Origin of the sequence: Amycolatopsis sp. NPDC006131 (assembly GCF_040614175.1) — a bacterium.
GTDB lineage: Bacteria > Actinomycetota > Actinomycetes > Mycobacteriales > Pseudonocardiaceae > Amycolatopsis_E > Amycolatopsis_E tucumanensis.
Map to the genome: position 1 here is coordinate 1 of NZ_JBEXTX010000135.1, position 19,140 is coordinate 19,140.

General features: G+C 73.3%; 16 protein-coding genes and 1 pseudogene. 13 read left to right on the forward strand and 4 right to left on the reverse strand.

Annotated elements, in window-relative coordinates; all coding sequences use genetic code 11:
* Both ABZ215_RS38645 and ABZ215_RS38650 read left to right on the forward strand, forming a co-directional pair.
* Positions 1–452, forward strand: a 452-nt coding sequence (locus tag ABZ215_RS38645; protein ID WP_354955551.1) for a hypothetical protein, incomplete at its 5' end; no start/stop codon positions are given.
* Positions 453–1,032: 580 nt separating this feature from the next.
* Entirely contained in the window at positions 1,033–1,452 is a 420-nt protein-coding gene (locus tag ABZ215_RS38650; protein ID WP_354955553.1) for a hypothetical protein, read from the forward strand.
* On the opposite strand, the gene ABZ215_RS38655 is transcribed toward ABZ215_RS38650, so the two are convergent.
* Entirely contained in the window at positions 1,439–2,758 is a 1,320-nt protein-coding gene (locus ABZ215_RS38655) for a cytochrome P450 (protein ID WP_354955555.1), read from the reverse strand. The genes ABZ215_RS38650 and ABZ215_RS38655 overlap by 14 nt on opposite strands.
* A 73-nt stretch (positions 2,759–2,831) precedes the next feature.
* Between ABZ215_RS38655 and ABZ215_RS38660 the strand changes: the two genes are divergently transcribed.
* Genes ABZ215_RS38660 through mshC form a run of 3 tightly spaced genes read left to right on the forward strand, consistent with a single transcriptional unit; the run spans position 2,832 to position 5,488 of the window.
* The gene (locus ABZ215_RS38660; RefSeq protein WP_020422761.1) at positions 2,832–3,419 is read left to right on the forward strand and encodes a TetR/AcrR family transcriptional regulator; all 588 of its coding nucleotides are present in this window, start codon (positions 2,832–2,834) and stop codon (positions 3,417–3,419) included.
* Between the two features lie 59 nt (positions 3,420–3,478).
* Positions 3,479–4,192 (forward strand): GH25 family lysozyme, encoded by a 714-nt coding sequence (locus ABZ215_RS38665; RefSeq protein WP_354955557.1) that lies wholly within the window; start codon positions 3,479–3,481, stop codon positions 4,190–4,192.
* Between the two features lie 57 nt (positions 4,193–4,249).
* Positions 4,250–5,488, forward strand: coding sequence for a cysteine--1-D-myo-inosityl 2-amino-2-deoxy-alpha-D-glucopyranoside ligase (gene mshC, locus ABZ215_RS38670; RefSeq protein ID WP_354955559.1), 1,239 nt, complete (start codon positions 4,250–4,252; stop codon positions 5,486–5,488).
* Between the two features lie 15 nt (positions 5,489–5,503).
* Here the strand turns inward: mshC and ABZ215_RS38675 are convergent.
* Positions 5,504–7,086 (reverse strand): annotated as a pseudogene (locus ABZ215_RS38675) (ABC-F family ATP-binding cassette domain-containing protein).
* Positions 7,087–7,266: 180 nt separating this feature from the next.
* Here ABZ215_RS38675 and ABZ215_RS38680 point away from each other — a divergent pair.
* From ABZ215_RS38680 to ABZ215_RS38690, 3 genes are all read left to right on the forward strand, one after another.
* Positions 7,267–7,857: a helix-turn-helix domain-containing protein gene (locus tag ABZ215_RS38680; RefSeq protein WP_020422765.1), complete on the forward strand. Its 591-nt coding sequence runs from the start codon at positions 7,267–7,269 to the stop codon at positions 7,855–7,857.
* A 729-nt stretch (positions 7,858–8,586) separates the two neighbouring features.
* Entirely contained in the window at positions 8,587–9,834 is a 1,248-nt protein-coding gene (locus ABZ215_RS38685; protein ID WP_354955561.1) for an MFS transporter, read from the forward strand.
* Positions 9,774–10,598: a metallophosphoesterase gene (locus ABZ215_RS38690; RefSeq protein ID WP_020422767.1), complete on the forward strand. Its 825-nt coding sequence runs from the start codon at positions 9,774–9,776 to the stop codon at positions 10,596–10,598. Before ABZ215_RS38685 ends, ABZ215_RS38690 begins: the two co-directional genes overlap by 61 nt.
* Here the strand turns inward: ABZ215_RS38690 and ABZ215_RS38695 are convergent.
* Both ABZ215_RS38695 and ABZ215_RS38700 read right to left on the reverse strand, forming a co-directional pair.
* The gene (locus tag ABZ215_RS38695; RefSeq protein ID WP_020422768.1) at positions 10,581–11,708 is read right to left on the reverse strand and encodes an MFS transporter; all 1,128 of its coding nucleotides are present in this window, start codon (positions 11,706–11,708) and stop codon (positions 10,581–10,583) included. The two genes, ABZ215_RS38690 and ABZ215_RS38695, sit on opposite strands and share 18 nt — an antisense overlap.
* A complete protein-coding gene (locus tag ABZ215_RS38700; RefSeq protein ID WP_157358829.1) occupies positions 11,705–12,544 on the reverse strand; it encodes a PAC2 family protein in 840 nt (279 codons plus the stop codon). Before ABZ215_RS38700 ends, ABZ215_RS38695 begins: the two co-directional genes overlap by 4 nt.
* Before the next feature lie 125 nt (positions 12,545–12,669).
* On the opposite strand from ABZ215_RS38700, the gene metH reads away from it, so the two are divergent.
* From metH to ABZ215_RS38725, 5 genes are all read left to right on the forward strand, one after another.
* Complete coding sequence (metH, locus tag ABZ215_RS38705) at positions 12,670–16,212, forward strand: methionine synthase (RefSeq protein ID WP_354955564.1); 3,543 nt, start codon at positions 12,670–12,672, stop codon at positions 16,210–16,212.
* Positions 16,213–16,228: 16 nt separating this feature from the next.
* Positions 16,229–16,891 (forward strand): HAD family phosphatase, encoded by a 663-nt coding sequence (locus ABZ215_RS38710; protein WP_157358824.1) that lies wholly within the window; start codon positions 16,229–16,231, stop codon positions 16,889–16,891.
* A 66-nt stretch (positions 16,892–16,957) separates the two neighbouring features.
* Positions 16,958–17,221 carry a phosphoribosyl-ATP diphosphatase gene (locus ABZ215_RS38715; RefSeq protein ID WP_020422772.1) on the forward strand — a complete coding sequence of 88 codons (264 nt, stop codon included), beginning with the start codon at positions 16,958–16,960 and terminating at the stop codon, positions 17,219–17,221.
* Positions 17,222–17,251: 30 nt separating this feature from the next.
* Complete coding sequence (hisG, locus tag ABZ215_RS38720) at positions 17,252–18,097, forward strand: ATP phosphoribosyltransferase (protein WP_020422773.1); 846 nt, start codon at positions 17,252–17,254, stop codon at positions 18,095–18,097.
* Positions 18,094–19,032 (forward strand): AEC family transporter, encoded by a 939-nt coding sequence (locus ABZ215_RS38725; RefSeq protein ID WP_237334956.1) that lies wholly within the window; start codon positions 18,094–18,096, stop codon positions 19,030–19,032. Before hisG ends, ABZ215_RS38725 begins: the two co-directional genes overlap by 4 nt.
* Positions 19,033–19,140 lie beyond the last annotated feature (108 nt).

The window sequence follows — 19,140 nt, forward strand, 5'->3', positions numbered from 1 at the left end:
GCCTGCGGCGCGCGGAGTTCGACCGCGAGCCGACCGTCGCGAACGCCGACGCGCCGGCCGAGTACCGGGTGCCGCCGGTGGCGGCGCGGGGCCGGGACCGGCGCTACGAGGTGCTGGCGGAGATCCTGCTGACCGGCGGACCCGGCGACCCGGAGACGGCGGGCGCCGCGTGGGGCCGTCGTCTCACCGCGCGTCCGGAGACGCCCGCGCAGGTGGTGCGCCTGCTCGACGAGCTGGGCTTCGAGCCCGAGCAGGCCGCCGACCCGCACCGGATCCGCCTGCGGCACTGCCCGTTCCTGGAGCTGGCGTCCCGCCACCGCGACGCGGTGTGCTCGGTGCACCTGGGCATGCTGAACGGCGCCCTCGCGGACGGCCCGCTGCGCGCGAGCCGCCTGCTGCCCTTCGCCGACCCGGACGCGTGCGTGGTGGAGCTGGAGGCGGCCGATGCCTGAGCCGACGCGCGAGCGAACCACCGGCCCCGCGCCGAATCGAACCCCGCGCTGAGCCGGGGCAGTCGATGGCTGAGTGGGCTCGGTGGGCGAGCCACCTGGCCGGCGCCGAACCGGCCCTCGCGCCGCTCCGAACGCTGCCGCGGCCTGGGACGGCCGGTGGCTGAAGCGGCACGGGCGAACCACCTGCCCCGCGCCGAACCGGCCCCGCGCCGACTCGAACCCCCGCGCTGAGCCGGGGCAGTCGATGGCTGAGTGGGCTCGGTGGGCGAGCCACCTGGCCGGCGCCGAACCGGCCCTCGCCGCTCCCGGACCCGCGCCGCTCCGAACGCTGCCGCGGCCGGGGCCGGCCGGTGGCTGCAGCGGCACGGGCGAACCACCTGTTCGGCTCCGAACCGGCCCCGCGCCGAGCTGGTGGCGGCCGATGTCTGACTCGCTCCGCCCGCGACCACCTGCGCCGCCCCGAATGCCCGCGCCGAATGCCTGCGCCGAACCGGAGCCGAACCGATGCCTGACTCCGCGACGCGCGGGAACCACCTGCCCTGCCCCGGTCCGTACCCCCGCCCCGAACTGGAGGTTCTCCATGGCTGAACTCGCCGGTGGTGTCACCTGCCTCTGGCTGGGCATGGTGCTCGGCATCTCGTTCGTGGAGGCGCCGCTGAAGTTCCGCGCTCCCGGCGTGACCGTGCCGCTCGGGCTGGGCATCGGGCGCGTCGTCTTCCGCGCGCTCAACCGGGCCGAGGTGGTGCTCGCAATCCTCGTCGCGGCCGGGGTCGCCCTGACCGACGTCCGGTGGCCGGTCTACCTGGCCGGCGCCGTCGCCGCGGTCGTGCTCGTCGTGCAGCTCGCCGTGGTCCGGCCGCCGCTGAACCGGCGCTCCGACCGCGTGCTGGCCGGCGAGGACGTCCCGCGGTCCCGGGCGCACCTCGTCTACGTCGTCCTCGAGGCCGTCAAGGTGCTCGCCCTGGTCGCGCTGGGCGGCCTGCTCCTCACCGGGGGATGACCGCGATCCGCGCGCCCCGCCCGGGCACCATCGTGATGTGCCGCGGCTTCGAGTGCTCGCCGCGGGCGCGGTCCGGCTCCACCGCGAACCGCGTCAGCACCGCCCGCAGCACGATCGTCGCCTCCAGCAGCGAGAACCCGGCACCGAGACAACGCCGCACGCCGCCGCCGAACGGGAACCACGTGCCGGACGCCGGGCCGCCGTCGAGGAACCGCTCCGGCCGGAACGCCGCCGGGTCCTCGTGGTGCGCCGGATCGCCCTGGACCAGCGCGATCGAGGGCATCACCGTGTAGCCGGCGGGAATCCGGTAGCCGCCGATCTCGATGTCGCGCGTCAGCCGCCGCGCCACCTCGGAGATCACCGGGTGCTGCCGCATCGCCTCCTTGGCCACCGCCTCCAGGTACTTCTCGTCCCCGGCGTCGGCCGCCTCGATCGCCCGCCGCTGCCGCGCCGGGTCCCGCGCCAGCTCGTGGAACGACCAGGCCAGCGCGGTCGCGGTCGTCTCGTGCCCGGCCAGCAGCAGGGTGATCAGCTGGTCCCGCAGCTCCGCGTCGGAGAGCCGGTCGTCCTCGGCGGGCACCGTCAGCAGGCGGGACAGCACGTCGCCGCGCCCGTCGAGGTCGTCGGCCTTGCGGCGGTCGGCGATCTCGGCGTAGAGCAGCTCGTCCACCCTGTCCTGCGCCAGGCTGTAGCGCCGCCACGGCCCGAACCGGCGCAGCTTCGCGTTGTGCCAGCCGAACAGTTCGAGCACCCCGATGTCGACGATCCGGGTGAGCAGGGCACGCAGCTCGTCCAGCCGCGGCCCCTCGGCGACGCCGAACACCACCCGCAGGATGATCTCCAGCGTCAGCGCCTGCATGCGCTCGTGCGACCGGAACACCCGGCCCGGGGTCCAGCTCGCGACCTCGGCCTCGGCGAGCTCAGTGATCATCTCCCGGTAACCGCGCAGCGCCGCGCCGTGGAAGGCGGGCATCAGCAGCTTGCGGGCGCGCAGGTGCACGTCCTCGTCGGTGAGCAGCACCGAGTGCGGGCCCATCAGCGGCTTGAGGATGACGTTGCCCTCGCCGGCGTGGAACACGTCGGCGGGCCCGCTGAACACGGCCTTGATGTGGTCGACGTCCGCCAGCTGCACGACGTGCCGTTCGGGGTAGAGGTTGAGGCGGACGAGGTCGCCGTAGCGGCGCCGCAGCAGGGGCATCAGCACGTGCCGGAAGTTGCCGAAGAGCACCGTCTGCACGCCCGCCGGGAGCCTCGGGCCGGGCGGCAGCGGCAGCGCGCTCGTCCGGGACGGGGTTTCGACGCTCATCGCGACCTCCTCGACGTGACCGGTGCCTCATTTATACGCACGTGTAACTCGGGTGTCCAGCTAGGGTTCCGGTGTGGGACACCGGGAAGAGCTGCTCGCCGCCGCGCGGCGGCTGCTGGAGGAGAAGGGGTACGCGCACATCACGGCGCGGGACCTGGTCGCGGCGTCGGACACCAACCTGCACTCGATCGGGTACCACTTCGGGTCCAAGGCGGGCCTGCTCAACGCCGCGATCGGCGAGGTGTTCGAGGAGTGGACCGACAAGCTGGCCTCGATCGCGATGGCCGAGCCCGCCGTCCCGCCGATCGAGCGCGGGCGGCGCGCGTGGGCGGCGATGCTGGACAGCCTGCCCGCCAGCCGGGCGCTGCTGCTGTCCTACGTCGAGGCGCTGGCGCAGGCCGAGCGGACCGAGTCGCTGCGGGAGCAGTTCGCCGAGCAGTACCGGCGCTGCCGCGCGAAGGTCGCCGAGCTGGTCGCGCGGTCGCTGGCGGACGGCACCACGGCGGACGACCCGCGCTGCCAGGCGGTGGCCAGCTTCGTGATCGCCATCTGCGATGGGCTGGCCGTGCAGTGGCTGCTCGACCCGGACGGGGCGCCGACGTCGGAGCAGCTGACGGCCGGCCTGGAGGCGATGTGGGCCGCCTCGTTCCCGGGCGCCTGACTCACCCGATGCGGTCACGCGCCGCGCGATGACCCGGAAGTGGATCTACGGTCCGGGGCGTGGCAGCGAAAACGATCTTCCGGATGGTGGCGGTGGTGACGGCCCTGGTGGCCGGGTTCGCGCCCGCGGTGGCCTCCGCGCAGCCCGCGGCGCCGGTCGCCGGGTTCGACATCAGCGCCTCGCAGGGTGTGCCCGACTTCACCGCGGCCAGGGCGGCGGGCGCGCGGTTCGTGTTCGTGAAGGACACCGCGGGCGTCGGCTACGTGAACCCGAACTTCCTGGCGCAGTTCCGCGGCGCGAAGGCGGCGGGGCTGTACCGGTCGGCCTACCACTACACGCGCCCGGACAAGACGGGCGGCGCCGAGCAGGCCGCGTACCTGCACACCCACGACGGCAAGTGGTTCGCCGACGGCATGACCCTGCCGCCGACGCTGGACCTGGAGGACACACCGAACACGCCGGCCTGCTACGCGAAGTCGCCCGCGGACATGGTCGCCTGGATCCGCGACTTCAGCACCGAGCTGAAGCGGCGCACCGGGCACACCCCGATCATCTACACGACGAACCGGTGGTGGAAGGCGTGCACGGCGGACAGCACCGCGTTCGCCGCCGACCACGTCCTCTGGCTGGCCCGCTACAACACCACGATGGGCGAGGTGCCCGGCGGCTGGACGGCGAAGTTCTGGCAGTCCGCGGTGGCCGGCCCGCTACCGGGCAACCAGGACACGTTCTTCGGCACCGTCGACGAACTGCGGTCGCTGACCGCTTCGTGACGCGAAACGTTCCCACCGGGCGGGACGGTTCACCGGAACGCCACCTAGGGTTGGGGTATGAAGACTTGGTCCTCGGTACCCCTGCCCTACGTGCCGGGCACGCCACGCGCGCTGCGGCTGTACGACACGGCCACCGGGCAGGTGCGCCCCACCACGCCGGGCAAGACCGCGCGCATGTACGTCTGCGGCATCACCCCGTACGACGCCACGCACCTCGGTCACGCGGCGACCTACCTCGCGTTCGACCTGGTCAACCGGGTGTGGCGGGACAGCGGGCACACGGTGCACTACGTGCAGAACGTGACCGACATCGACGACCCGCTGCTGGAGCGCGCCGAGCGGGACCAGGACGACTGGGTGGTCCTGGGCCTGCGGGAGACCGCCCTGTTCCGCGAGGACATGGAGGCGCTGCGGGTGCTGCCGCCGAAGCAGTTCGTCGGCGCGGTGGAGAGCATCCCGGAGATCGTCGAGGTCATTTCGAAGCTGCTCGCGCACGGCGCGGCCTACCGGGCCGACGACCCGGAGTACCCGGACGTCTACTTCGACCGCTCGGCCACCGGCCGCTTCGGCTACGAGTCGAACTACGACGGCGAGACCATGGCGAAGTTCTTCGCCGAGCGCGGCGGCGACCCGGACCGCCCCGGCAAGCGCGACGCGCTGGACGCGCTGCTGTGGCGCGCCGCCCGGCCGGGTGAGCCGTCCTGGGAGTCCGAGCTCGGTCCCGGCCGCCCCGGCTGGCACATCGAGTGCAGCGCGATCGCGGTCAACCGGCTCGGCATGGGCTTCGACGTGCAGGGCGGCGGCTCGGACCTGATCTTCCCGCACCACGAGTACAGCGCCGCGCACGCCGAGGCGCTGTCCGGCGAGCACCCGTTCGCCCGCCACTACGTGCACAGCGGCATGATCGGCCTGGACGGCGAGAAGATGTCCAAGTCGCGCGGCAACCTCGTGTTCGTGTCGCGGCTGCGCGCCGACGGCGTCGACCCGAACGCGATCCGCCTCGCCCTGTTCGCCGGCCACTACCGCAGCGACCGGTCGTGGACCGACGACCTGCTCACCACCGCCCAGCAGCGGCTGGCGCGCTGGCGGGAGGCCGTGGCGCTGCCTGCCGGGCCGGAGGCCGACGACACCGTCGCCCGCCTGCGCGACCACCTGGCCGACGACCTCGACACGGTCAACGCGATGCGGGCGATCGACGCGTGGGCCGACGAGGCGCTGCGGCAGGGCGGGCGCGACACCGGCGCGCCCGGCCTGATCCGCGTCGCCGTCGACGCGCTGCTGGGCGTCGAGCTCTGATCGGCGTATAACGACCTATACGGTGCGGCCCTGCTCCAGCCGCAGGGTCGCACCGTCCCACTCCCGGCGCAGCCACCGATCGTGGCTGGCGAGGACGACGGCGCCGGGCGCGGAGCCCAGCGCGTCGAACAGCTCCTCGGCGAGCGTGAGCGAGATGTGGTTCGTCGGCTCGTCGAGCAGCAGCAGGTCCGGTGGCCGGGCGATCAGGATCGCCAGCGCGAGCCGTCGCCGCTGCCCGACCGACAGCAGCCCGGCCGGCCGGTCGAGGTCCCTCGGCGCGATCAAGCCGAGATCGGCCAGCGCGGGGGAGTCCGGGCCGGCCGCCTCGGCGTAGAGCCCGCGCGGCGTCCGCGCCGGGTCGGGCAGGGTCACGTCCTGCGCGAGCATCCCGGTGCGCAGACCCTTCCGGCGTCGCACCGCCTGCGGCGCCAGCTGGCCGGCGAGCACGGTGAGCAGCGTCGACTTGCCCGCGCCGTTGCCGCCGGTGACCAGGAGCCGCGCCGACGCCGTGACGTCCAGTTCGGACAGTTCCAGCCGTCCCGGCACGTGGATCCCACGGGCGGAGAGGATCAGTTCGTCCTCGCCGGCGGTGCGGTGAGCGCGCCCGCGAACCGCAGCGGCGGCGGGGGCTTGCGCACCTGGTTGGCGGTGAGCTCGTCGAGCCGTTGCTGCGCGTTGCGGACCCGCCGGGAGATCTGCTTCTGCACCCGGCCGGTTTTGAAGTCGTACAGCATCTTCGCGTTGTCCCTCGGCGGCCGGTCGTGGGCGACGGCGCGCGCGGTGACCGCGACCGCCTCCGTCAGCCGCCTCAGCTCGGCCTGCTCCTCGGCGTGGCGCTGCTCCCAGCGGGCGCGTTCGGTGCGCTTGTGCGCCAGGTAGTCGCGGTAGGCGCCGCCGTAGCGAGCCGGCCCGCCCAGTGCGGGATCGAGGTCGACGATCGCCGTGCACACCGCGTCCAGGAAGACCCGGTCGTGCGAGGCGAGCACCACCGTCCCGGACAGCCCGGTGAGGTGGCGTTCCAGGAACTCCATCGCCGGGTCGTCGAGGTGGTTGGTCGGCTCGTCGAGCAGCAGCGTGGCCGGCTGCCGGATGAGCAGCGCGGCCAGCCCGAGCCGGGAGCGCTGGCCGCCGGACAGCTCGCCGACCGGCCGGTCGATCCCGCCGAGCCCGAGGCCGTCCAGGACGACCGCGGCGCGGCGGTCGGCGTCCCAGATGTCGTGTGCCTGGGCCCATTCCAGGGCCTCGCCGTACTCGGCGAGGACCGCCTCCGACGGATCGGCCGAGACCGCCTCGGCGAGCCGGTCCAGGCGCCGCGCCGCGCGGCGGATGCCGGCCAGCGCGTCCTCGACGACCGCCGGGAGCGGGGTGTGGGCGGGGTAGGGGAGTTCCTGGTGCAGGAACCCCACGTCGGGTCCGGTGTGGACGGTGCCGCCGTGGGGGATCTCGGCGCCCGCCAGGAGTTTCAGCAGCGTGGACTTGCCCGCCCCGTTCTCGCCGACCAGGCCGACCCGCTGGCCGGGGTCGGCGGCGAAGTCGAAGCGGTCGAACAGGACGCGGTAGCCGTAGGCGAAGGACAGCTCGTGAACGCGCAAAGACATGGGACATCACCGGCCGGAGTGCGATGGCGGAACCCGCCGGGCCACCTGGCCTCGGACGCGGGTCGGTCGGGATGTCAGTTCTTCATGGCGCTTCCAGGCTAGCGCGGGAGGGCAACTTGTTTTCCGACCGGAGATGTGAAAGAGTCCTTTCGAAAGGGTTCTTTCACGTTGGGGGTGCCGATGGCCGCCGAGCTGCCGCCGCGACGGCGGGTCCGGGACGCGGAGCTGATGCGGGCGCTGGCGCACCCGCTGCGGTCGGAGCTGCTGAGCTACCTGATGGCCGTCGGGCCGCGGACCGCGACCGAGTGCGCGGAGGCGGTGGACTCGACGGCCTCGAACTGCAGCTGGCACCTGCGGCAACTGGCGCAGTGGGGGCTGGTGGAGCGCGTCGAGGCGGCCGACGGGCGGGAACGGCCGTGGCGGGCCACGCCGGTCGGACTGGACTTCGGCGAGTTCGCGACCGACCCGGCGGTGCGGACGGCGCAGCTGGCGGCCGCGGGAGCGCGGATCGCCGAGGACGGCGTGCTGGCGCAGCGGTTCCTGGACACGATCGGCTCGTTCGACCGCGAGTGGCAGGAGGCGTCGGCGATCAACACCTACGCCCTGCGGGCGACGCCGGCCGAGCTGGCGGCGTTGACCGAGGCGATCGACGCGCTGGTGCGGCCCTACGTGGCGACCATCCGGACGGAGGCGCCGGCGGAGGCGCGGCCGGTCCAGGCGAGCTGGCGGGCGTACCCCCGCGTCGAGGCGAACGGAAAGCCGAGTGAGTAGCGCCGGGCCGTCCGCGCGGCGCAGGCCTCGCCTGTGCGCCGAGGGTCGGACGAGCGGGGAGGAGCATGCCCGCCGCGGCACCAGATGCGGACACGCACCTTGGCGGCTGGCCGCACTGTGGGGAGCGGTCCGCCCGGTGAGCAGCGGACCAGGGGAGCCCAAGCCCGAGGCCGGGGTGCCGATGCCGCGGAGGTGGGTGGCCGCTGCGCGGCGGCTGGTCCCGCCGCGGCAAGCGGCCAGCCCGGCGACCGGCGAAGCAACCAACCCCGGCGCCGTGGCGCCGAAAGCGCACAGATGTGCCGCCAACGCGGCCCGGCCATTGGGCGGCGAGCTCTCGAGGGTGCGCCAGCCGTCTCGCCACGGGCGGGCAGTGCCCCGCGTGGCACCCCCGCCGTCCCGCCGCGCGCGGGCAGCATCCCGCGTGGCGCAGCCACCGTCTCGTCACGGGCGGGCAGTGCCCCGCCAGGCGCGCCCAACGTCTCGTCACGGGCGGGCAGCATCCCGCCTGGCGAGCCCAGCGTCCCGCGTGGCGCAGCCACTCTTCCGCGGCGCGCGGGCAGTGCCCGGCGTGGCGCGCCGGACGTCCCGCGGTGGGCGGGCAGCATCCCGCCTGGCGCAGCCACCGTCCCGCGGCGGGCGGGCGCCGTCCCGCAATCCGCGCCCGCCATCCCGCACCGCGCGTACAGCAAATCCGCCGACCGCCGCTCAGCACACGGGGGAGGAGCGACCATGCCCAGCCCACTGAGAACCCCCGCCTTCGCGCGGCTCTGGGCCGCCGGCATGTTCGCCGAGACCGCGGAGTGGATGCTGCAGGTCGCGCTGCCGCTGCACATCTTCGCGCTCACCGGCTCGCCCGCGGCGACCGCCGCCACCATGGTCGCCGGCGTGCTGCCCGCCGTCGTGCTCAGTCCGGTCGCCGGGGTGCTCGCCGATCGCTGGAACCGGCGCGTCCTGCTCGCCGCGGTGTGCGCGGGCCAAGTGGTCGTCGCGGTGCCGCTGCTCGGCAGCAGCCTTCCGGTGATCTACCTTGTCATGGCTCTGCAGTCCGGTCTCGCCGCGGTGTTCGAGCCCGCCCGCAGCGCGCTCGTCCCCGTGCTGGCTCCCGGGCAGACCACCGCCGCCAACGGGGCGCTCGGCGTCGGCACCTGCGTCGCCCGCCTCGGGGGCAGCGCGCTCGGCGGGGTGCTGCTCGGCTTCGCCGGCCTCGGCGCCGTCGTCGTCGCCTACGGCGCCGCCCTCCTGGCCGCGATCGGCTTCCTCACGCCCCGCTTCGCCGAACCCCGGCCCGCCCACCGGGCCCCAGCGGTCCGGGCCTGGCTCGACGGGCTCGCCGACATCCGCCGCGACCACCGGCTCCGCCTGGTGATCTTCATGACCACCCTGATGTCCGCCGGGCAGGGGATGTTCGTCGTCCTGTTCGTCCTGTTCGTCAGCGGCCCGCTCGGCCAGGGCGAAGCCGAAACCGGGCTGTTGCGCGGTGTCCAGGCCATCGGCGGGCTCGCCGCGGGCCTCGCCATCGCCACCGTCGCCCGCAACGCCGCCCCCGCGCGGCTGCTCAGCTGGGGCACCGTCGCGTTCGGACTCACCGCCGCCGTCATCTGGAACGCCCCGGCGCTGACCAGCACGTTCGGCGTCTACATCGGACTGTTCATCGCCGTCGGCGTCCCGGTCGTCGTGCTCAACGCCGGGCTGCTGTCGGTCGTCCAGACCGTCAGCCCGCCGGGCAGCACCGGCCGCGTGCTCAGCACCGGCTTCGCCGTGCAGGCACTGGCCCAGGTAGCCGGCATGCTCGGCGCCGGCGCGCTCGTCGGCCCGATCGGCCTGACCCCGCTGCTGAACTTCCAGGCCGCCCTCAACCTCGTCGCGGGCGCGCTCGGGGTGCTCTGGCTGGTGCGGCGGATGACTACGGTGGAGCCGTGCCCCACCTCTACGCCACCAGCGACCTCCACGTCACCCACAACGGCAACGCGCCGCTGATCGACGAAGTCCGCCCGGACTCGCCGGAGGACTGGCTCCTGGTGGCCGGTGACGTCGCCGAGAAGATCGACGCGATCACCGCCACCCTGGCAACCCTCAAGGAGCGCTTCGCCGAGGTGGTGTGGGTCCCGGGCAACCACGAACTGTGGACCGTCCCGCGCGACGGCAACGACCTGCGCGGCGAGGCCCGCTACCGGCACCTCGTCGAGCGCTGCCGAGAGATCGGCGTCCGCACCCCGGAGGACGAGTACCTGGTCTGGCCCCACGCGGACCGGCCGCTCACCATCGCCCCGCTGTTCCTGCTCTACGACTACAGCTGGCGCACCCCCCAGGCCGAGGACGCTTCCCTCGCCGAGGCGCTCGACCAGGCCCGCGAGGCCGGCGTGGTGTGCACCGACGAGTTCTACCTGCACCCCGACCCGTTCCCCACCCGCCAGGACTGGTGCGCCGACCGGCTCAAGTTCAGCGAGCAGCGCCTGGACGCCGTCCCCGCCGACCACGGCACCGTCCTGATGTCGCACTGGCCGCTGCACCGCCACCCGACCGCGCCCCTGCGCTGGCCGGAGTTCGCGCTGTGGTGCGGCACCACCCGCACCGAGGACTGGCACCTGCGCTACCGCGCCGAGGTCGCCGTGTTCGGGCACCTGCACATCCCGCGCACCACCTGGGCCGACGGCGTCCGCTTCGAAGAGGTGTCGCTGGGCTACCCGCGCGAGTGGCGCAAGCGTGCCCGCGGGCCGGTCCCGCTACGCCGCATCCTCTGACTTCGGCCGCAACGCCAGCAGCGGCACCGCCGCCGCCAGCACCCCGGCCGCGACGAGGAAGCTCAACGCCGGGCTGGCGTGGTAGAGCCCGGTGAACACCGCGGGGGAGGCCGACATCCCGAGGAACCGCAGCGCGGTGACCACCGAGATCGCGCCGCTGCGCCCGTTGCCCTCCCCGCCGAGCACCGTCGCGTTGATCCCGACCAGCACCAGCTGCCCGCACACCCCGCCGACGGCCCACGCGATCGTCACCGCGGGCAGGGACGGGAACAGCCCGATCGAGGCCATCGCCGCCGCGCCCAGCAGCAGCCCGGCGGCCAGCGCCACCCGCGGCCCGAACCGGTCCGAGGCGGCGCCGACCAGCCGCGCGGCCAGGAACCCGGCGATCCCGTAGGCGGTCAGCACCAGCCCCCGCACCCCGGGCGTCAGCGCGAACAGGTCGTCGACCCGGAACGCGACCAGGAACGGCAGCCCGGCCAGGCACGCCCAGGCCAGGAACACCACGCCACCGGCCCACAGCACCACCGGCCGCCACGCGTCCCGCAGCCGCGACCCGGGCTCGCCGGCCCGGTCGTCGGGCGGCAGCGGGCTCGCCGCCAGCGCCAGCGCGACCAGCGCGATCCCGGCGAACGCCCACCGCCAGTCGGCCTCCGCGGCCAGCCCGCCGATCAGGGGCGCGGACGTCTGCCCGAGCGCCTGCATCGCCCCGAACGTGCCGAGCGCCCGGCCGAGCCGGTCGGCCGGGGTGATCGCGGCGAGCTTGGTCAGCAGCAGCGGCGTGGTGAACGCGTTGGCCACGCCCTGCAGCCCGCGGGTGACCTGGAACAGCCAGAACCACGGCACGAGCGCGGCCAGCGCCGCCGCCAGCACGTAGCCGGCGTAGGCGATCCGGATCGTGCGCACCGGGCCCCAGCGCGCGCCGTAGGTCCCGGACACGAGCATGACCAGCGCGAACGGCAGCAGGTAGGCGGTCAGCGAGGACGCCGCGGTGCCCGGTGACACGCCGAAGCTGGCCGACAGCTCGGGCAGCATCGACGACACCACCCCGCCCCCGAACGGGCCGAGGAGGCCACCGACGTAGAGCGCGGCGCGGGCGGGCCGCCCGCTCACCGGCCTGCCGGTCCCGGTCCCTCCGCGCCCGGTCGACGCCGCCGCAGGTAACGCTCGAACTCGGCGGCGATCTTCTCGCCGCTCGACTCCTCCAGGGTGATCGCGGTCTCCGCGTCGCCACGCTCCTCCAGGGACCGGACGTACTCGGCGATCTCCTCGTCCTCCTCGGCCATCTCGCTGACCGTCTGCTGCCACTCCTCGGCCTGCTCGGGCAGCGCGCCCAGCGGCACCTCGACGTCCAGGACGTCCTCGAGCTTGTGCAGCAGCGCCAGCGTCGCCTTCGGCGAGGGCGGGTGGGACACGTAGTGCGGCACCGCGGCCCAGATGGAAATCGCCGGGATGCCCGCCTGCACGCACGCGTCCTGGAGGATGCCCACGATGCCCGTCGGGCCCTGGTAGCGGCTGCGCTCCAGCCCGAACCGGGCCGCGGCCTCCGGGTCGTAGGCGGTGCCGGTGACCGGGACCGGGCGGGTGTGGGCGGTGTCGGCCAGCAGGGCGCCGAGCGTGACGACGGTGGTCACCCCCAGCTCCTCGATGTGGTCGAGCAGTTCACGGCAGAAGGCGCGCCACCGCATGTTCGGCTCGGGGCCGGTCACCAGCACGATGTCCTGGTCGTAGCCGGGCGGGTGGCAGATCGCCAGCCGTGTGGTCGGCCATTCCACCCTGCGGGTGACGCCGTCCACCATCCGCACCGTCGGGCGGCTGACCTGGAAGTCGTAGTAGTCGTCCGGCTCGAGCTCGGCGAGCGGCTTGGCGTCCCAGCTCAGCTGGAGGTGCTCCAGGGCCGTGCTGGCCGCGTCACCTGCGTCGTTCCAGCCTTCGAAGGCCAGGATCATCACCCGGTCCCTGGCCGTGGTGTCCTCCGGGTCCGGGGTCTCGGGCTGTGGGATCGCGTCGGCTGGGTCACTCACCCACCCAGCCTACGACCCGGCGGGCGGTGACGAGACCGTAGCCTGGTGTCATGTCCGGTCGTTTCTCGTCACCGCTGCTGGACGCCCTCGCCGCCCGTGTGGTCGTGGCGGACGGGGCGATGGGCACGGCGCTGCAGGCGCACGAGCTGTCCCTGGACGACTTCGCGGGCCTGGAAGGCTGCAACGAGATCCTGAACGTGACCCGCCCGGACGTGGTGCGGGGCATCCACCGCACCTACCTGGAGGCAGGCGCGGACGCGGTGGAGACGAACACCTTCGGCGCGAACCTGGCGAACCTGGGGGAGTACGGGATCGCCGACCGCATCGCCGAGCTGGCCGAGGCGGGGGCGCGGCTGGCGCGGGAGACCGCCGACGAGCACGCGACGCCGGACCGCCCGCGCTTCGTGCTCGGCTCGGTCGGCCCGGGCACCAAGCTGCCCACGCTCGGCCACGCGCCGTACGCGCGGCTGCGGGACGCCTACGCCGAGCAGGTCACCGGCCTGCTGCACGGCGGGGTGGACGCGGTGCTGGTGGAGACCTCGCAGGACCTGCTGCAGACCAAGGCCGCGATCCTGGGCGCGCGCCGGGCGATGCGCGGGGCGGGCCGCGAGGTGCCGGTGATCGCCTCGATCACGGTGGAGACGACCGGCACCATGCTGCTGGGCACCGAGGTCGCCGCCGCGCTGGCCGCGCTGGAGCCGCTGGGCATCGACGTGATCGGGCTGAACTGCGCGACCGGCCCCGCCGAGATGAGCGAGCACCTGCGGACGCTGTCGAAGTCGGCGCGGGTGCCGCTGTCGGTGATGCCCAACGCCGGCCTGCCCGAGCTGGGCCCGGACGGCGCGGTCTACCCGCTGTCGCCGGAAGGGCTGGCCGAGGCGTTGTCGGGGTTCGTGCGCGAGTTCGGCGTCGGCCTGGTCGGCGGCTGCTGCGGCACCACCGGCGAGCACATCCGGCAGCTGGCCGAGGCGGTGCGGGACGCCGAGCGCGCCCCCCGACGGCCGCGGCACGAGCCGGGCGTGTCCTCGCTGTACCAGGCGGTGCCGTTCGAGCAGGACGCCTCGGTGCTGATGGTGGGGGAGCGCACCAACGCCAACGGCTCCAAGAAGTTCCGCGAGGCCATGCTCGAAGGCCGCTACGAGGACTGCGTGGAGATCGCGCGCGAGCAGACCCGCGACGGCGCGCACCTGCTCGACCTGTGCGTGGACTACGTGGGCCGGGACGGTGCGGCGGACATGGCCGAGCTGGCCGGGCGGCTGGCGACGGCGTCCACGCTGCCGATCATGCTCGACTCCACCGAGCCCGCGGTGCTGCAGGCCGGGCTGGAGCGGCTGGGCGGCCGGTGCGTGGTCAACAGCGTCAACTACGAGGACGGCGACGGCCCGGACTCGCGCTTCCAGAAGATCATGCGGCTGGTGTCCGAGCACGGCGCCGCGGTCGTGGTGATGTGCATCGACGAGGAGGGCCAGGCCCGCACCGCCGAGTGGAAGGTCCGCGTCGCCACCCGCACGATCGAGGACCTGGTGACCAACTGGGGCATGCGGGTCTCCGACATCATCGTCGACTGCCTCACCTTCCCGATCACCACGGGCCAGGAGGAGACCCGGCGCGACGCTCTGGAGACGATCGAGGCGATCCGCGAGCTCAAGCGCCGCTACCCGGAGGTGCAGACGACGCTGGGCATCTCCAACGTCTCCTTCGGGCTCAACGCCGCCGCGCGCCAGGTGCTCAACTCCGTGTTCCTGCACGAGTGCGTCGAAGCCGGGCTGACCACGGCGATCGTGCACGCGTCGAAGATCCTGCCGATGGCCCGGATCCCGGACGAGCAGCGCGAGGTCGCGCTCGACCTGGTCTACGACCGCCGCCGGGACGGCTACGACCCGCTGCAGAAGCTGATGTCGTTGTTCGAGGGCGTGTCGGCCGCGTCCAGCCGGGCTTCGCGCGCCGAGGAGCTGGCCGCGTTGCCGCTGTTCGAGCGGCTGGAGCGGCGGATCGTCGACGGCGAGCGCACCGGGCTGGAGGCCGACCTCGACGCGGCACTGGCCGAGAAGCCGGCGCTGGACATCGTCAACGACACCCTGCTGTCCGGCATGAAGACCGTCGGCGAGCTGTTCGGGTCCGGCCAGATGCAGCTGCCGTTCGTGCTGCAGTCCGCGGAAGTCATGAAGACCGCGGTGGCCTACCTCGAGCCGCACATGGACAAGACGGACTCCTCCGGCAAGGGGAAGATCGTCCTGGCCACGGTCAAGGGCGACGTGCACGACATCGGCAAGAACCTGGTCGACATCATCCTGTCGAACAACGGTTACGACGTGATCAACTTGGGTATCAAGCAGCCGGTCAACGCGATCCTGGACGCGGCCGACGAACACGGCGCGGACGCGATCGGCATGTCCGGGCTGCTGGTGAAGTCCACGGTGATCATGAAGGAGAACCTGGAGGAGATGAACTCCCGCGGAGTCGCCGAGCGCTGGCCGGTCCTGCTCGGCGGCGCGGCGCTGACCCGCACCTACGTCGAGAACGACCTCGCCGAGCTCTACCACGGCGACGTGCGCTACGCGCGGGACGCCTTCGAAGGCCTGCGGCTGATGGACACGATCATGGCGGCCAAGCGGGGGCTGGCGCCGGAGATCAGTGCGGAGGAGGCGGCCAAGAGAGCGGAGCGCAAGGCCCGCCGCGAGCGGTCCCTGCGCATCGCCGAAGCCCGCAAGTCCGCCCGAGAGCCGGAGGCCCCCATTCCCGCCCGTTCCGATGTCGCGACCGACGTTCCCGTGCCCGTGCCGCCGTTCTGGGGCACCCGGGTGGTGAAGGGCATCCCGGTCGCCGAGTACGCCGCCCTGCTCGACGAGCGGGCCACCTTCCTCGGCCAGTGGGGCCTGCGCGGCGCCCGCGGCGGGCAGGGACCCAGCTACGAGCAGCTGGTGGAGACCGAAGGGCGCCCGCGGCTGCGGTACTGGCTTGACCGGCTGGCCACCGACGGGGTCCTGCAGCACGCCGCGGTGGTGTACGGCTACTTCCCGGCCGTGGCCGAGGGCAACGACCTGGTGGTGCTGACCGAGGCGCACGCCGACGCCCCGGAGCGGGCGCGGTTCACGTTCCCGCGCCAGACCCGCGACCGCTACCTGTGCCTGGCCGACTTCTTCCGGCCCCGCGCCACCGGCGAGGTCGACGTGCTGCCGCTGACCCTGGTCACCATGGGGCAGCCGATCGCCGATTACGCCAACGAGCTGTTCGCGAACGACGCCTACCGCGACTACCTGGAGGTCCACGGCCTCGGCGTGCAGCTCACCGAGGCGCTGGCCGAGTACTGGCACCGCCGCGTCCGGCAGGAGCTGCACTTCACCAGCGGCCGCGCGGTCGCCGACGAGGACCCGCGCTCGGTCGAGGACTTCTTCAAACTGGGCTACCGCGGCGCCCGCTTCTCCCTCGGCTACGGCGCCTGCCCGAACCTGGAGGACCGCGCGACCATCGTGGAGCTGCTCGACGCGGAACGGATCGGCGTGAAGCTGTCCGAGGAGTTCCAGCTGCACCCCGAGCAGTCCACCGACGCGATCGTGGCCCACCACCCCGAGGCCAAGTACTTCAACACCTGAGCAGAGGGAGAACCACTTGACGGACGGCCTTGCTGCCGTGCTCTGGGACATGGACGGCACGCTCGTCGACTCGGAGAAGCTGTGGGACGTCGCGCTCTACGAGTGCGCGGAGTGGCTGGGCGGGACGCTATCCACCGAGCAGCGGCTCACGCTCGTCGGGTCCAACATGGACGCCACCGCGGGCTTCCTGCTGACGGTGACCGGCCACGAGCCGACCGCCGCGGCGGTCGCGGAGACCGGCGCGTGGATCCGCGACCGGACGGCGAACCTGTTCGCCGACGAGCTGCCGTGGCGGCCCGGCGCCCGCGAGGCGCTGACCGCGGTGCGCCGCGCCGGGGTGCCCTCGGCGCTGGTCACCTCCACCGAGCGGTCGCTGACCGAGCTGGCGCTGGACACCATCGGGCGGGAGTTCTTCGACGTCACGGTCTGCGGTGACGAGGTGGACGGGCTCAACAAGCCGCACCCCGAGCCCTACCTGCGCGCGGCGCGGCTCCTCGGCGCGGACCCGGCACGCTGCGTGGCCGTCGAGGACTCCCCGCCGGGCGCCGCGTCGGCCGCCGCCGCGGGCTGCGTCGTGCTGGTCGTGCCCAATGACGTGTCCGTCGAAGCCGGCCCCCGCCGGGTGTTCCGCACCTCGCTGACCGGGGTGGACGCGGACACGCTGCGCGCACTGGTGTGACGTCGCCGTCAGCAGCGGCGGCCCGGATCGCCCCCGGGGCGGGCCGGATGGAAGGATCTACAGACCGTGAAGACCTTCGACGAGCTGTTCGCCGAGCTCACCGAGCGGGCCCGCAACCGACCCGAGGGATCGGGCACCGTGCAGGCGCTGGACGCCGGCGTGCACGCCCAGGGCAAGAAGGTGCTCGAGGAGGCCGGCGAGGTCTGGATCGCCGCCGAGCACGAGTCCGACGACCGGCTGGCCGAGGAGATCTCCCAGCTGCTGTACCGGGTTCAGGTGCTGATGCTCGGGCGCGGGCTGACCACCGAGGACGTGTACCGCTACCTGTAGCGGGGCCGAGAACGAACGAGGAGTGAGGGCATGCTGCGGGTTGCGGTGCCGAACAAGGGAGCGCTGGCCGGGCCGGCGTCGGAGATGCTCGGCGAGGCCGGTTACCGCCAGCGGCATGAGCAGCGCGACCTGACCGTGCTCGACCCGAACAACGAGGTCGAGTTCTTCTTCCTGCGCCCCAAGGACATCCCGATCTACGTCGGCTCTGGCGAGCTGGACCTCGGCATCACCGGCCGCGACCTGGCGCTGGACTCCGGCGCGCCGGTCGAGGAGGTGCTGGCGCTGGGCTTCGGCGGCTCCACCTTCCGCTACGCGGCCCCGGCCGGGCAGGACTGGAAGCCGGCCGACCTGCAGGGCAAGCGGCTGGCCACCTCCTACCCGAAGCTGGTGCGCGACGACCTCGCCCGGCAGGGCGTGGAGGCCGAGGTGATCCGGCTGGACGGCGCGGTGGAGATCTCGATCCAGCTCGGCGTCGCCGACGCCATCGCCGACGTGGTCGGCTCCGGCCGCACGCTGCGCCAGCACAACCTGGTCGCGTTCGGCGACCCGATCTGCGTGTCCGAGGCGGTGCTGGTGCAGCGCGCCGGCAGCGACGCGCAGAAGGCGAAGGCGCAGCTGACCGCCCGGCTGCAGGGTGTGGTGTTCGCGCAGCAGTACATGATGCTCGACTACGACTGCCCGCGGACGCTGCTGGACAAGGCGGTCGCCATCACCCCCGGCCTGGAGTCGCCGACCGTCGCGCCGCTGGCCGACCCGGACTGGGTCGCGGTGCGGGCGATGGTGCCCCGCAAGAAGGTCAACCAGATCATGGACGAGCTGGCCGAGGTGGGTGCGAAGGCGGTGCTCGCCTCCGACATCCGCTCCTGCCGGCTTTGACCGGCGGTGTCCTGCCGGCGTTCGCGCCGATCTGGGCACTGACCGGACTGGGGTACCTGCTCGGCCGGTTCCGCGTGCTCGGCGACGGGGCCGAGGCGGCGCTGACGAAGTACGTCTTCGTCGTCGCGATGCCCGCGGTGCTGTTCACCACCATGCAGGACACGCCGCTGACCGCCCTGCTGAACCCGGGCGTGATCGCGTTCCTGATCGGCACCGTCGTGGTGGGCGCGATCGGCTTCGCGCTGGGCAAGTGGGTGTTCCGGCGCAAGCTGTCGGAGTGGGCGGTCAGCGGGATGGCCTCCTGCTACGCCAACGCCGGCAACCTGGGCATCCCGGTGCTGCTGCAGCTGTTCGGCGACTCCGCGTTCATCATCGTGGTGATCCTGCTGCAGACGCTGGTGCTGATGCCGTCGCTGCTGGCGCTGCTGGAGACCGACGCGCGGGAGCCGGGCCGCTCGCGGTGGCGGACGCTGCTGATGCTGCCGGTGCGCACCCCGGTGATCGCCGCGTCGCTGACCGGGATCCTGTTCCGGGCGAGCGGGCTGCACCTGCCGCACCTGGTGGCGCAGCCGCTGCACCTGCTCGCCTCGGCAGGGGTCGGCACCGCGCTGCTGGTGCTGGGGATGTCGCTCACCTCCGGCGGCGCCCGGGAACCGATGGGGACCCGGCGGGTGGAGATGGCGACCGTGGTGGGGCTGAAGCTGTTCGCCCAGCCCGCGATCACCCTCGGCATCGGACTGCTGCTCGGCCTGCCGCACCCGGTGCTGATGATCGTGACCGTGTGCGCCGGGCTGCCCACCGCGCAGAACATCTTCATCGCGACCAGCCAGTACGCCCTGGACAGCCGGTTCGTGCGGGACTGCGTGCTGGTGTCCACCCTGGTGTCGATGGGGTCCCTGTCCCTGGTGTCCTGGCTGGTCGGCGAGTTCCTCTAGGGCTCCAGGTGCTCTAGGTGTGCTGTTCGGGGACGTTGGTGATGGGCTGACACGCTGAGGATGATCTTGATATGGGTGAGGACCTCCGGGTTCGGTGTGGATTGCGAG